We start from the raw sequence: 13819 nt of genomic DNA on the forward strand, positions 1-13819 counted from the left end.
CCGGCGGGATCGAGCCGGTCTGCACTGTGGGATGTCTCATCGGGCGTTGGCCACGAACTGGTCGAGAGCCATGGCCCCGAACAGGAGGGTTATATAGGTGATCGAGTAGGTGAAAACCCTCATGGCGAGCTTGGTGGTGGGCTCGAGCCAGAGCTTGACGGCCATGCCCGTGAACACACCACCCAGTACCAGGGCCGCCACCAGGTACACCATGCCCATCTCCCCGACGGGGGCGAACAGGATCGATAGACCCCACAAGATGACCGTGTAGACGAGGATCCGCTGGGCTGTGGTCTTGAGCGATGCCACCGACGGGAGCATCGGTACATCGACCGAGGCGTAGTCGTCCTTGTACTTGATGGCCAGGGCCCAGAAGTGGGGCGGGGTCCAATAGAACATGAGGGCGAAGAGCACGATTGGGGCCCAACTCAACTCGTTGGTCACCGACGACCAACCGATCAGGACCGGAGCGGCTCCAGCTGCACCGCCGATGACGATGTTGTGGGTGGACGTCCGCTTCAACCACAACGTGTAGATGAACACGTAGAACAGGCATGCCGACACGGCCAGCACCGCGCTCAGCAGGTTGACCCAGTACCACAGCCAGGCGAACGCCAAGATCTCGATCGCCACCGCGAATACCAGGGCGGCCCTCGGCGTCACCACCCCGGTCACCAGGGGGCGGCCCTTGGTGCGCTCCATGACCTTGTCGATGTCCCGGTCGACGTACATGTTGATGGCGTTGGCGCCACCGGCGGCCAGCGTTCCGCCCAAGACAGTGTTGAACATGAGCCAGAAGTCGGGCATGCCCCGTGCCGCCACTATCTGGGTGGGCACGGTGGTGATCAGCAGAAGTTCGATGATGCGCGGCTTGGTAAGCGCCACATAGCCGACCAGACGCTGGCGCAGCGTGAACGGGGCCTCCTGAAGCACGACCGCAACCCTAGGGGCGGTCCTCGCGGATCAGCCAAAGAGAGCTTCGGACCGCTGCACTAGAAGCGACCGGGTCCGCTCCGGCACACTTCTGGGTGTGAGCACACCGGTGATCACCCCCAGCGAGGTCGCCTCTCAGGCCACCGACGACGCGCTCGACACCGACGTCCCCTGGATCGTCCTGGTCTGGAACGACCCGATCAACACCATGGACTACGTGGCGCTGGTGTTCCAGAAGTTGTTCGGGTTCTCCAAGTCCAAGGCCAACCGCCTCATGTTGCAGGTCCACAACGAAGGGCGGGCCGTCGTCTCCTCGGGTTCGAGGGAGAAGGCCGAGGTGGACGTGTTCCGGCTTCACGAACACGGCCTGTGGGCAACGATGCAGCACGACCGGTGAGTGAACCGATGGCAAGATCGCACCGGATTGGGTTGGCCGATGAGCCGGAGCCACGGGTGGGCCGAGAATCAGGGTGGTCCATGTGATCCGGCGCTCCAACCCCGTGGTCCGCAAGCGCTCCGGTGGTCGCTACGAGGTGGTGCTGGACCCGGTCAACCGACAGGCCATGGATTCGTTGCTGGGCGAGTTGGAATACCTACTCGACGGCGCACCCGATGATCCCAGCCTCATCCGACTTCACCCGCCTGCCTACTCAGACGATCCCGACCGCGACCTCGCCTACCAGATCCTGGCTGGTGATGAACTGCGCACCCGTCGCCGGGCCACGATCACCTCGGTCCGGGCCTCACTGAACCGCAGCGAGCTGTCCGAGGACGACTTGTGGGGCTGGCTCCAGGCCCTCAACGCGCTGCGGTTGGTGGTCGGCACCAGGCTGGGCATCCAAGACGACCACCATGATCGGCCGCCACTCAGCGGCGATGACCCACTCGTCGCATTGTGGGACGTCTACGACTTCACCGGTCAGGTGCAGTACTTCGTGGTCCTCGCCCTGAGCCCCTAGGACCCGAGCGGATAGGCACGGCACAGGGTTGATCAGGATGCCGCCATGCACATCCCCATGGCTCCGATCACCCTGCCCTGGACCGCGCTGGCCGCTTCCTCGGACTCGACGCTCAGCTCGGCCGGCGTCAACGAGGGAACCACGGCGTCGACCACGCAAGCGGCCTGCTTCTCGTTGCCACCCTGTTGAAGGATCGCCGCGTACAGGGAAGACCTCGTCACCGGCAGAGCCAACGCATCCAACGAAACCGAAGATGTGTCCACGTCAGGACCGGGATCACACGACTGGAGCTGGACGGCACCATTGGCGTCCCTCGACACGGTGGCCATGCCCTCGGGAGATGCCTGGGCCCATCGTTGGAAAGCGGCTTCCACGCGGGCCGAACGCTCCGAGTCGCGGCCCCGTGCGGTAGCTCTAACGCATACCCGAGTTCCGTCTCGGTAGGAGACGAAGCGCTCGCCTGCCACCTGGTCGGTGGCATCCATGGCGTCCTGGTGTGGGATCCGGGCCGCGAGCACCAGGTACAGCATGGGCGACCCAAGACGATCCGACTCGATCTCCTCGACTCCAGAGGGGACCACGACCTCGACCGCCACATCTTCTTCCTCGTCGGTGTCCCACAGACGAGGATCGAACAGGACACGAGTGCTGGGCGGGTTCTCGAGGGCCCGGTCGACACCGCTGTTGCCATCGGCTTCGGCCACTATCGCCACGAACGGTTCGCCGAACACATATGGGGCGGTGAACACAGCCGTAAGCCCGTCGGGTACCGAGCTCGTCACCTCGTCTACGGCGTCCTCACCCTGCTCGGCTGACTCCCGTTCGTAGTCTTCACGCTCCTCGGCAGAGAGCTCTTCGGTGATGTAGGTGTTCTCGATGCGTCCGGCATCGCCTTCGGCCACGGCGCGCAACGTCGTGTGGGGGTCTTCTTCCTCGTCACCCTGCCGTTTCAGGTCGAAGTGCTGGTCTTGGAGCACGTGTACCAGCTCGTGGACCAAGGTGACCTTCACCGCCGGCGTCAACTCGGTGCCCTTCACGTAGATCTGCTTATCGCTGGGTTGATAGAAGGCCAGGGTCCCCGAATCGCTGAGGGTGTTGACCGATTCGGTCAGGTCCACCTCACCCGAGACCAGTCCGAGGGCCCTGATCTGGGCGACGACGTCGTCGATTTCCGTGCTCTCTTCCTCGGACTCGGGGGCTTCAGAGGTGGTGGCCGCGGTGTATTCAGCCTCGGTGAGGAAGTTGACGTACACCGGGTGCTCGAACTCCAGGCCACGAGCCTCGGCCGCCCAGGCCGCCAGCGGAGCCACGCGGTCGTCCCAGCGGTCGGGATGGTCGGACTCCCGCGAAACCATGATGTAGGCCCCGCCGATCACCACCGCAGCCAGCACCAACACCGAAAGGGCCAGCACCCAACTCGGGGCTCGGTCTGGGAGCTGGTTGCCTCGTAGCCCAGGGTCCATAGACGGCGGAGGAGGAGCCAAGGTCGGCCAAGCCACCTGCCTGCCCGCCTGGTCTACGGACCCGCTTTCGGGGGCCGGCTGCGCCGGGCGCGCGCCGTTGCTGTCGCCTGAGGCGGGAGGTGGCGGGAGGATGGGCGGCGCCATCCGGGGTGCTGATGAACCTCCGGGGCCGACCGGGGGGCCACCAGCCCACACCCCAGGGTCGCGGGGTACCGCCGGCCAGACGACGCGTTCGGTCACCGGACGCTCCACTGTGAGTTGATCTGGCGGTGGCCGTCGGAGGTCACGCTCCTAAAGGTCGGCAGGTCGCCGAAGGGATTGAGGGGCCGACACCAGACCGGGCGAGGGACCCGGGCGGATAGGTCCGGTGGATCCCTCGGCCAATCCCCTTGTGAGGGCTCAGGATGTCGGCTGCTAGCGTTTCCCGGCCAGCCTGCCCCCATCGTCCAGCGGCCTAGGACGCCTCCCTTTCAAGGAGGTAACACGGGTTCGAATCCCGTTGGGGGTGCTGCGTCGTCGACCCCTGGTGGCAGCGGGTGCGGGCGATGCCCCAACGGTCCTCGTTCGAACCGGGCCAGCTGCGGCGGCCACAGCTCGCGCCCATCGGTTGGGCGCAGCACGAAGCCCTCGGCCCACTGGGGCCTCATACGCTCAGCGACCGAACCCAGCGTCGCGTGCTGCGACGATGGCTGCCGCCCGGTCGGGGACCTGGATCTTCGTGAAGATGTTCGAAAGGTGATTGCGCACCGTCTTGAGGCTGATGCCCAGCTCTCGGGCGATCGTGGCGTTGGCCTCGCCGGCCGCAACGTGGTTCAGGATCTCTTGCTCGCGTTCGGTGAGCATTGGATAGGTCGTCGGGGCTGCTGCGGCACTTCGGGAGATGTGCTGGAGGACGCGCTGGGTCAGGGCGCGCCCGAACACCGCCTCACCGCGGGCGGCGCCGTGGATCGCATCGAGGATCTCGTCCAGGTCAGCTCCCTTCACGATGTAGCCGGCTGCCCCGGCCTGGATCGCCCGGGCGAGTGAACGGTCGTCGTCGGCCATCGTGAGGGCCACAACCTGCGGCGGCGACGGCAACGCTGCGATCTGCTTGGTGGCAGCAAAGCCATCGAGTCCGGGCATGGCGAGATCCATCAGCACCACATCGGGTCGCCGCTCGGCCACGAGCGCCACCGCCTGTCGGCCGTCATCTGCGGTTCCGACCAGCTCGATTCCGTCCGCGTCGCGCAGCATCAGTGCCAGCCCGCGTCGATACACGGGGTGGTCGTCGGCGACCGCCACGCGCACCACGGCTGCCGGGCTACCGGCTCGGAGGCTCACCGGCCGTGGAGCGGCAGGCTCGCTCGCACCGCCACGCCTGACCGCTCGCCGGGGCCGAGAGAGCACGTTCCTCCGAGCTCCTCGGCCCGTTCGACCATGGTGTGCCAACCTGAGCCCGCGGTGGGGTGCTCCGTGAGATTTTGTCCGTCGTCTTGGATCGTGATGGCGAGGTCCGAACCGGCGATGACCTCGACCCGGCAGTGTCGAGCCCCGGAGTGCTTGGCTGCGTTTGCCATCGCCTCGGACGCGATGAGGTAGGCGGCGCTCTCGATCTCCGAGGGCGCCCGGGGAGAGGGCTCCGAGCCGTGCACGGTCACCAGCATCCCATTGGTGCTGAGCGAGCGCGCTCGGGCGCGCAGCGCATCGATGAGCCCGGCGTCTTCGAGGACGACCGGTCGAAGGCCCTCGACGACGCGACGGACCTCGTCCACGGCGCCGCTTGCGTCGCGGCGGACCTCGGCGAGGATGGCCTCGCGGTCGGAATCGTTCCGGCTGCGCCTGGCGACGTCGACCTTCAGGCCGATGGCGGCGAGGGTCGGGCCGAGGCCGTCGTGGAGCTCGCGGTGGAGGCGTCGCCGCTCCTCGACCCGGGCTTCGATGAGGCGGTCGCGCGAGGCGCTGAGCTCCTGGTTCAGCTGCTCGGACCGGACGACGAGCGCGACGTAGCGGGCGAGGTCGGTGAGCAGTGTCTCGTCGATGGAATCGGTCGCCCCGCCACGGGTCTCGACGGCCAGCACACCAACGTGGTGGCCCGCCGCGATCAGCTCGACGCGTACAGCGTCACCGTCGGGTGCGCCCATCTCCCACCGCGCCCGATCGGCCCCGACGGCGTCCGCGACTGACCGGAGCACCGCATCGAGCAGATCGTCCGAACCACCGTCGGCGGCCTGGGCGGCGACACGCTGCATCGCGAGATACGGAGCTGAGCGGTATCCGTACACCCAACGCTCCAGCCGCCGGTGAACCGCGACCGAGATCGGGTGCGCGATGAGCGCCACGATCACCACGGTGACGAGACCGCTCAGCCCATCGGCGATGCCCCGTTCGCTGGCAAGCCACCACGAGAAGCCGTACAGCACGGTCACGAACGTTCCCAGCACGACGTAGGTCAGGGCGCGGCTGAGCACCAACCGGATGTCGAACAAGCCGTGCCGGACGATGGCGATCGCGATCGCAGCCGGCAACGAGACCGAGGCGAGCGCCAGGGTGGCGTCGAACAGCAGCGCCAAGTCGCCGTCTGCCACGAAGTAGTCGACCCACCCGACCGCGATCGCGACCGGGATCGGCAGCACACCGGCGACGAGCCACAGGAGCTGTTGGCGCTCGTCGCCGCCCGCACCGCGAAGGCGCGCCACCACCGAGGCGACCGCCCCGACCAACAGGCCCACAACGCCCAACAGCCCCACGACGCCCAACACCGCGGAGACCGGTTCGGGCAGCCACGGCACGGGAGGCTCCCGCCCACCGTGCGCAGCTGCGAAGCCCGTCTGGTCACCAGGAGCAGCGACGACGAGCAGCACCATCCCCGCCACGCCGGCCAGCATCCAACGTCGCCAGAAGCTGCTTGCGGGCCGGCCGTCCGGTACGAGATAGGCCGCCGTGGCCACGCCTGCGAAGAGCAGCACCCAAGCCCCTGACAGCAACTGGTCTGCCACCAGGCCCGAGCCCCGGTCGTGGGGCCCTGCCGCCGCCAACACGGCGCCGAACCCCACGCCCTGGAGCACCAACAGCCAACCAACGGGATTCCGCGGTCGCCGACGGACGACGAACGCTCCGGCGAGGATCGGCCCAGCGGCACCCGAGAGGAGCAGCAGGAGCGGCATGGTCAGAGATTCTGACCGCTCGATCGTGACGACGACGGCGAACCGGGACCATTTCCCGGGCTGCTCGGGACGCTGGCCCATGCGCTCGGGCCGCCCGCCAGCACAGGGTGGACCAACAAGGACACCAACGAGGGGAACGACGCCATGGCTGCTGCAAGGATCGAGCGGATCATCCCCTGGGGCGGGGTCCTCGCCGCCCTCGGGTGGATCCTGGGCAACGCCGCACCGACGCCGGACAGCCCCGGAGCCACGGGTGCGCTCGAGCGTCTGGAGGACGGCACCACCCTCCTTCTCGTCGCCCAAGAGGGGTACGCCATCATGGCCGTCGGGCTCCTCGCCCTCTCCGTCGCCATCCGCGCCCGGCTACGGGCCGGCGAGAGCGACGAGTCCTCCTACTCCGGCCTCGCCCATGCCGGGCTCCTCCTCGCCGCTGCGGCCGTCCTCGCCCGCCTGGCGCTCGTCCAGGTGGCGGCCGCCGCCGCCTCAGACGGTGACGCCGCAGTGGTGCACGTCTGGTCCTACCTCGACTTCTACGCCTGGTGGCCGATCCTGATCGGCGTGGCGAGCGCAATGCTCTCGGCTGGCGTGGGCGGCCTCCGCACCTCCCAGCTGCCCCGCTGGTTCGCACGCACCACGGTCGCCCTCGGTGCTCTCGGATTGCTCGGAGCCCTCAACGTGCCGCCCGGAGGCGCCGTGATCTACCTCCTCCTCCCGCTCTGGCTGGTCGGCGCCACCGTCGTGCTCCTGCGCGGTGCGCCCACCCCGGCACCCTCCGCAGCGGCCGCCCCCTAGTTGCGCCAGCGATGGACGAAGATCACGAGCACCAAACCGAGCCTTCACGGCTCAGCTCGTGGGCATCGAGCCGCAACGCACGGTCCCTGGCGCCCCCGACGCCGGCCTGTTCACCAACGAGCGGGCCGAGCAGCTCCGCCGGGCGCTGCGCCGCGGACATCAGCCGGGAAGCGCCGGAAATGCCGTGCAACCCGATGCATCCTCCCTCCCTCGCCCCTCATGATCTCGAGGCCTCACGCTCGAGATCGATCATCCGAATCAAGGCGTTCCAAGCCAGGGTGTTCGAAAGAGCAGTGATCAGGGGTGCCACGAAGTCAAGCTCCTGCCGCGTCGCTGCGCTGGGGTGGCAACGACCGGCGATGGGATGCAGAAGAGCCGACCCCGAGAGGTCGGCTCTTCTGGACTTCATGGTCTCGCCTTTAGGGCAAGCGGATAGGCGAGCCGACCCATACACACGGCACGGTCCTATCCGCTAGGGCCCTTAGTCACGGAGTCGTGACCGTCGCTGCTCCGATCAGAGAGCGGCGGAGCAGACGGTGTCGACGATCATGCCGGTGACGGTGTAGGGGTCCATGTTGGCGTTGGGGCGACGGTCCTCGATGTAGCCCTTCTTGTCCTGGGCGACCTGCCACGGGATGCGCACCGAAGCTCCGCGGTTGGAAACGCCATAGGAGTACTCGGTCCACGGGGCGGTCTCGTGCGAGCCGGTGAGTCGGTCCTCGATGCCATGGCCATAGTTGGCCACGTGCTCGTCGGCCTTGGTGCCGAGGGCCTCACAGGCGGCGATGATCGGGTCGTAACCCTCACGCATGGCCTTGGTGGAGAAGTTGGTGTGCGCACCGGCACCGTTCCAGTCGCCCTTGACCGGCTTGGGCTCGACGGTGGCGCTGATGCCGAACTCCTCAGCGATGCGGTAGAGCAGCCAGCGGGCGACCCACAGCTGGTCGGACACCTCGAGGGGGCCGAGGGGGCCGACCTGGAACTCCCACTGACCGGGCATGACCTCGGCGTTGATGCCCGAGAGGGCGATGCCGGCCTCGAGGCAAGCCTCCATGTGAGCTTCGACCACCTCGCGACCGAACACCTCGTCGGCGCCGACGCCGCAGTAGTAGAAGCCCTGGGGGGCAGGGAAGCCGCCCACGGGGAAGCCGAGCGGACGACCATCCTGGAAGAACGTGTACTCCTGCTCGATGCCGAACAGCGGCTCCATGTCGGCGAACTTCTCGGCGACGGCAGCACAGGCGGCCCGGTTGTTGGTGGGGTGCGGGGTCATGTCGATGAGCAGCACCTCGCACATGACCAGCACGTCGTCTCCACCGCGGATCGGGTCAGCGAACACGGCGACGGGCTTCAGCACGCAGTCGGAGTTGTCGCCAGGGGCCTGGTTCGTGCTCGAGCCGTCGAAGCCCCAGATGGGAAGGTCGGCGACGGCGGTGCTGGCGCTGTCGGCCAGAACCTTGGTCTTCGAACGAAGGCGGGCGGTGGGCTCGGTGCCGTCGATCCAGATGTACTCGGCCTTGATTGCCACGGGATTCTCCAGTCTTAATGCCGGTCGGTTCGGGCCGGCAGCTCCGTTGTGCGAACAGCACCCTAGAGATCTCGGCGCGCGGGGTCATTTCCCAACTGTGAACGGACCGTGAACGAACTTCCGACCTCGGTCTGATTCCCACGGGAGTTGCCCACATCACCCGGGCAACGGGAGACTTGCCCGGTGGATCGCCAGATGGAGTACGTGCTGAGGACGGTCGAGGAGCGCGGGGTGCGGTTGGTGCGCCTCTGGTTCACCGATGTGCTGGGGCAGCTCAAGTCCTTCGCCATCTCTCCCGCCGAGTTGGAGAGCGCCTTCGAAGAGGGCATGCAGTTCGACGGGTCAGCAATCGACGGGTTCAGCCGCATCCAGGAGAGCGACGTCTTGGCCCGGCCCGACGCCGCCACGTTCGAGCTGCTGCCGTGGGACGACCGCCACGAAGCGTCGGCCCGCATGTTCTGCGACCTCACGACCCTGGACGGGGCACCCTTCGCCGGAGACCCACGTCAGGTTCTGCGCCGGAACCTTCACGCAGCTCGAGATCAGGGCTACTCGTTCTTCGTGGCCCCCGAGATCGAGTTCTTCTACTTCGCTTCGGCAGATCCCACCCAGGTCCCCCAACCGCTCGACACCGGTTCCTACTTCGACCTGACCACCGCAGACGTGGCATCAGACCTGCGCCGTCGCACCATCCACCATCTCGAGGCCATGGGCATCCCGGTCGAGTACTCGTTCCACGAGGACAGCCCCAGCCAGCACGAGATCGATCTGCGCTACACCGATGCCCTGTCCATGGCCGACAACGTCATGACCCTGCGGCTGGTCGTGCGGGAGACGGCGTTGGAGCAGGGCGTTCACGCCACCTTCATGCCCAAGCCTCTGGCCGGGGTCCAGGGTTCGGGCATGCACACCCACCTGTCGCTGTTCCAGGGTGATGCCAACGCCTTTCACGACCCCGACGAGCCCTATCTGCTGTCGGCCACCGGGAAATCCTTCGTGGCCGGACTGTTGCGCCACGCGGCCGAGCTCACCGCGGTCACCAACCAACTGGTCAACAGCTACAAGCGCCTGATCGTGGGTACCGAGGCACCATCCCAGATCACCTGGGCCCGCCACCACCGCGCCGCCCTGGTCCGGGTCCCGGTGAGCAAAGCCGGCAAGGAGGACGCGGTGCGGATCGAATACCGCTCGCCCGACCCGGCCTGCAACCCGTACCTGGTGTATTCGCTGCTCCTGGCCGCCGGGCTCAAGGGCATCAACGAGGGCTACGAGCTACCCGACGAAGCCACCTCGCTGTTCGATCTGCCCGCCACCGAAAGGGCTGCGGCCGGCATCGCCGATCTTCCCCAGTCCCTCGCCGAAGCGCTCGACGCCATGGAGGGTTCCGATCTGGTCCGAGAAACGCTGGGTGATCACATCTTCGAATGGTTCCTGCGCAACAAGCGCCGTGAATGGGCCGACTACAAGGCCCAGGTCACGCCGTTCGAGCTGGCCCGCTACCTGCCCACCTGGTGACCGGCATGGAACCACTTCTCGTCCACCCCAGTCCCCCACCACCAGAACTGGCGCGCCTGCTCGACCTGGGCGGCTACCCCTGGAAGGCGGTGGCAGACGAACGTGAAGCCGTAACCGCCACCCCCGACGACGGCTGGGGAGGGGCCATCGTCGGCTTCGCCGAGGATGGCGACACGGCGTGGGCGCTGTGCCGGGCCATCCGCAAGGGAGACGTGACCGTCGAACCCCTCCTGTTGCTGCTGGGCGGAAACCGCCTCGACGACCTCGAGCTGCGCGACGAGCTGTACGACGACTTCTGCCTGGACCCGTTCCACCCACGCGAGCTCGAAGCCCGCCTCAGGCACCTCTTTTGGCGTTCGGGCTCGGGTTCGGCGCCGGAGCTGGTCGAGTACGCCGGGTTGGTGTTGAACCTGGAGACCTACCAGGCCGCGGTCGACGGAGACCCGATCGACCTCACCTATATGGAGTATGAGCTGCTCAAGTTCTTGGCCCAACACCCCGGCAAGGTGTTCACCCGCGAGACGCTCCTGAGCCGGGTGTGGGGCTATGAGTACTACGGCGGCGCCCGTACCGTCGATGTCCACATCCGTCGTCTGCGGGCCAAACTGGGCGAGGAGCACGCCAACCTCATCTCCACCGTACGCAGCGTCGGCTACCGGTTCGGCCAGTCCCGCTGGGGGAACTGACCAAGCGGATAGGTCCACACAGGACTGGGCGGGGGTTGTTGGCGCTGACTCTTGGAGAGGCGCGCCGAGCGGGGGCAGAGCCCCTTGTGGCGGAGCCCTCGAGACCTGCGGAGATCGGCTTTGCCGGTCGCAGCAGCGAGGACGTCGGCCGTCAGGCCGGCGACCGAACTCCGCCGGAAGGCTCCGCCTTTCGGTGGATCCAGCCGCAAGTCCCTAGAGGCCGGCGAAGGCGGCGCCGAGCTGACCGGCCAGCCACGTGTTCCAGAACCAGGCTGCCGAATCGGTGTCGAAGTGGGCCCCGTCCTCGCGAATCGGTACCCCTTCGGGCGTCTTGTCTATCGAGTTGCCTTCGGCGTCGCACAGCTTGGCCGTCGGGTCGATGACCCTGACCCAGGTGCGGTTTCTTGCCGCGACGGCCAACAACCGTTCGTTGACCCACTGGCGCCTCTTCTCGTCGTAACGTTCCTGGCCGAGCCGGCTGGCCTGCTTCCCGAAGCACGGCACGGTCGGCATCACCGTGGGGATGCCTTCGGCTCGGTACTGGTCGATGCGTTCCTGGAGCCGCTGTTCGAGGATCTTGGCGTACTCGTCGGTGAACACCGAGATCTTCTGACCGAACACGACGTGGTCGTAGACCTCCCACGCCCCGAGCCACAACAACACCACATCAGGACCGTTGTCCAACCCCAGCCGCTCCGCGTTCTCCTGCTCCAGGCAGTAGGCGCTGTACTTCTCGGACCCTCGACCCTCCACCACCCAGAACGACGCCGGTGGCATCACGCCGCACCCGATGATGGCCCGATCCTCGATCTTGACCGAGCGGGTCAGGTCATCGCTCGGTTCCCAGCCGAGCGACCAGCCGACAGAGTCACCGGCGATCATCACTCTGAGAGAGCGCCCGTGCAGGTCATAGGGGTCCACCGCGGCATCTGGGGGAACGAGGGCGGTGACGGTCTCGCTGAAGGGGCCGACCGGTCCCGGTGGCAGCGGCAAGGTGGTGGCTGGACTGGGGGCCGTGGTCGGGGTGGGACCCGACGGCACAGTGGTCGAGATCCGAGCCCCGCCCGATTCGGGGCCATCGTCGAAGCCCGACGACGAGGCCAGAGCGCTGGCAGCAGCCTCGGCATCGGACACGGCCATGTAGCTGGGAGCGGCATCCCCGCCGCTGGTCGCCGCTGACGCCAGGGTTCCGCACAGCAACACCCCCAACCCGAAGCGGAAGGCGACCGGGTAGCGGAGCTCGACGGCATCGTCGCGCTCGCGTCGTCCTCGCGGCTTGGGCTGTCCCCAGCGGGTTCGTATCGGCTCCTCCACGAAACGGAACGACAGCGTGGCCAGGGCCATCGTCACGACCACCACCACCAGATACAGACCTATCCCCGACAGCCCGAAGTGCGACGAGACGTAGATCTGCACCGGCCACGACCACAGGTAGATCCCGTAGGACCGCCGTCCCAGCCAGCACAGGACCGGGTGCCCCAGACCGGCGCTGACCTTGCCTTCACCGGTCGACACACCGGCCACCACCACGGTGGCCAGCACCGCAACCGTCTGGAAACCGATCCGGTAGAACCATGAGGTGTCCTCGGCGGCCACCACTGCCATCACCGCCAGGGGGACAAGAGCCAAGCCGCCGGCTCGTGTGAGCGGGCGGGCCTTATCCAATGCATCGATCGGGCGGGGAGCGTCGGCCACCACCGGGTCCCACCAGCACGCCAACCAAGCACCGGCCAGCAGGGCAAATGCTCGCGTGTCAGTGCCGTAGTAGAGGCGGCTGAGGTCCATGTCGGTGCCGGCTGCGATCGTCATCCACAGTGCCGACAACAGCGCTCCGCCACCGGCCACACCGGCCAGAACCAGGCGGTAGCGACTGTTCAGCCGCTTCAGCACAAGGACCACGACCAGGGGCCACAGCAGGTAGAACTGCTCCTCGATGGCCAACGACCAGGCGTGACGCAGCGGGCTGGGCACCACCCCTTCGCTGAAGTAGGACTGCCCGGACAGCACGAAACGCCAGTTGGCCACGTAGGCCAGGGTGGCCAGGGCATCAGTTCGCAGGTCCGCCCACCGCCAGCTCGGCATCCACCACCGGGCCGCGATGGTCACCCCAGTGATGGTGACCAGCAGCGCCGGTAGTAGTCGCTTGAAGCGACGGGACCAGAAGCCACCCATGTCGATGGTCCCGCTGCGCTCCCGTTCGGCCAGCAGCAACCTGGTGATCAGAAAGCCGCTGATGACGAAGAACACATCGACGCCGATGAACCCACCGGGTAGCAGGCCGAGGTGGAAGGCGACGACCGCCGCAACCGACAGCGCCCGCAGACCATCCAGGGCCGGAAGGTAGGTGGGCCGGGGTTTGACCACAACCCGAACCGGACCACCGTCCAGCGTCGCGTCGCCCTTGGAGTCGGGCGGGGTCAGCCGACGCCGAGTGAGGGTTTCGGCGGCATCTGCCACTGGACTGGGCACCGCCTGTCCGGGCCGAGGAGCCGGGTCCCTGAGGTGGTGGAGCTCGGGCTCGGGGGCTTCAGGCCGTGGGTGGCCATCGAGGTCGTGGCCGGTGGGGCCGGGGTGGGGAGGCGACGGTCGGCGGGCCCGCTCGCGGGTGGGTAGCGGGACCGTTCCAGGACCGTCGACATGTTGGGGCCGGGGTCGGGCCGACATGGCCTCTGTCGGCTCAGACCGGTTCATGACCTGCTCCACGCTACCGGGTGGGGTACCACGCGTCCCGGTCGGGGCGTGACGATCCCTCCGGTTACATATCGGCGCGGTGCCGCCGAAGACTTGAGCCGTTCTCCAC

At 67.4% G+C, this 13819-nt stretch carries 12 protein-coding genes and 1 tRNA gene; 7 read left to right on the forward strand and 6 right to left on the reverse strand.

Features of this window, described 5'->3' with window-relative positions; translation table 11 throughout:
* Positions 1–36 precede the first annotated feature (36 nt).
* The gene (locus tag IPG97_04665) at positions 37–909 is read right to left on the reverse strand and encodes a protoheme IX farnesyltransferase (protein ID MBK6855856.1); all 873 of its coding nucleotides are present in this window, start codon (positions 907–909) and stop codon (positions 37–39) included.
* A 115-nt stretch (positions 910–1024) separates the two neighbouring features.
* Here IPG97_04665 and clpS point away from each other — a divergent pair, with 115 nt between their 5' ends.
* A complete protein-coding gene (clpS, locus tag IPG97_04670; GenBank protein ID MBK6855857.1) occupies positions 1025–1330 on the forward strand; it encodes an ATP-dependent Clp protease adapter ClpS in 306 nt (101 codons plus the stop codon).
* Positions 1331–1403: 73 nt separating this feature from the next.
* The gene (locus IPG97_04675; GenBank protein MBK6855858.1) at positions 1404–1892 is read left to right on the forward strand and encodes a DUF2017 family protein; all 489 of its coding nucleotides are present in this window, start codon (positions 1404–1406) and stop codon (positions 1890–1892) included.
* A 32-nt stretch (positions 1893–1924) separates the two neighbouring features.
* Here the strand turns inward: IPG97_04675 and IPG97_04680 are convergent, their stop codons facing one another.
* Entirely contained in the window at positions 1925–3376 is a 1452-nt protein-coding gene (locus IPG97_04680) for a hypothetical protein (GenBank protein MBK6855859.1), read from the reverse strand.
* Between the two features lie 414 nt (positions 3377–3790).
* Between IPG97_04680 and IPG97_04685 the strand changes: the two genes are divergently transcribed.
* Positions 3791–3863 (forward strand) — tRNA-Glu (locus tag IPG97_04685).
* A gap of 143 nt (positions 3864–4006) precedes the next feature.
* Here the strand turns inward: IPG97_04685 and IPG97_04690 are convergent.
* Together IPG97_04690 and IPG97_04695 are read right to left on the reverse strand one after the other, a co-directional pair.
* Complete coding sequence (locus IPG97_04690; GenBank protein ID MBK6855860.1) at positions 4007–4645, reverse strand: response regulator transcription factor; 639 nt, start codon at positions 4643–4645, stop codon at positions 4007–4009.
* A gap of 26 nt (positions 4646–4671) precedes the next feature.
* Positions 4672–6498 (reverse strand): sensor histidine kinase, encoded by a 1827-nt coding sequence (locus IPG97_04695; protein ID MBK6855861.1) that lies wholly within the window; start codon positions 6496–6498, stop codon positions 4672–4674.
* A 144-nt stretch (positions 6499–6642) separates the two neighbouring features.
* Here IPG97_04695 and IPG97_04700 point away from each other — a divergent pair, with 144 nt between their 5' ends.
* Positions 6643–7290, forward strand: coding sequence for a hypothetical protein (locus IPG97_04700; GenBank protein MBK6855862.1), 648 nt, complete (start codon positions 6643–6645; stop codon positions 7288–7290).
* Between the two features lie 58 nt (positions 7291–7348).
* Positions 7349–7513 (forward strand): hypothetical protein, encoded by a 165-nt coding sequence (locus tag IPG97_04705; protein ID MBK6855863.1) that lies wholly within the window; start codon positions 7349–7351, stop codon positions 7511–7513.
* A gap of 291 nt (positions 7514–7804) precedes the next feature.
* Here the strand turns inward: IPG97_04705 and IPG97_04710 are convergent, their stop codons facing one another.
* Positions 7805–8818 carry a glutamine synthetase beta-grasp domain-containing protein gene (locus IPG97_04710; GenBank protein MBK6855864.1) on the reverse strand — a complete coding sequence of 338 codons (1014 nt, stop codon included), beginning with the start codon at positions 8816–8818 and terminating at the stop codon, positions 7805–7807.
* Positions 8819–9001: 183 nt separating this feature from the next.
* On the opposite strand from IPG97_04710, the gene IPG97_04715 reads away from it, so the two are divergent.
* Positions 9002–10333 (forward strand): glutamine synthetase, encoded by a 1332-nt coding sequence (locus IPG97_04715; protein ID MBK6855865.1) that lies wholly within the window; start codon positions 9002–9004, stop codon positions 10331–10333.
* A gap of 5 nt (positions 10334–10338) precedes the next feature.
* On the forward strand, positions 10339–11019 hold the full coding sequence (locus IPG97_04720) for a response regulator transcription factor (GenBank protein MBK6855866.1): 681 nt from the start codon (positions 10339–10341) through the stop codon (positions 11017–11019).
* A 213-nt stretch (positions 11020–11232) separates the two neighbouring features.
* Here the strand turns inward: IPG97_04720 and IPG97_04725 are convergent, their stop codons facing one another.
* Positions 11233–13710, reverse strand: a complete 2478-nt coding sequence (locus IPG97_04725) for an acyltransferase family protein (GenBank protein ID MBK6855867.1) — start codon at positions 13708–13710, stop codon at positions 11233–11235.
* Positions 13711–13819: the final 109 nt, after the last annotated feature.

The sequence above is a fragment of the Microthrixaceae bacterium genome, assembly GCA_016702505.1.
Classification (GTDB): Bacteria; Actinomycetota; Acidimicrobiia; order Acidimicrobiales; family Iamiaceae; genus Aquihabitans.

Bases quoted from the DNA above. Each gene is read 5' to 3' on its own strand.
- IPG97_04695 (MBK6855861.1), bottom strand. From the start codon at position 6,498: ATGCCGCTCCTGCTGCTCCTCTCGGGTGCCGCTGGGCCGATCCTCGCC.
- IPG97_04700 (MBK6855862.1), top strand. From the start codon at position 6,643: ATGGCTGCTGCAAGGATCGAGCGGATCATCCCCTGGGGCGGGGTCCTC.
- IPG97_04720 (MBK6855866.1), top strand. From the start codon at position 10,339: ATGGAACCACTTCTCGTCCACCCCAGTCCCCCACCACCAGAACTGGCG.
- IPG97_04725 (MBK6855867.1), bottom strand. From the start codon at position 13,710: ATGAACCGGTCTGAGCCGACAGAGGCCATGTCGGCCCGACCCCGGCCC.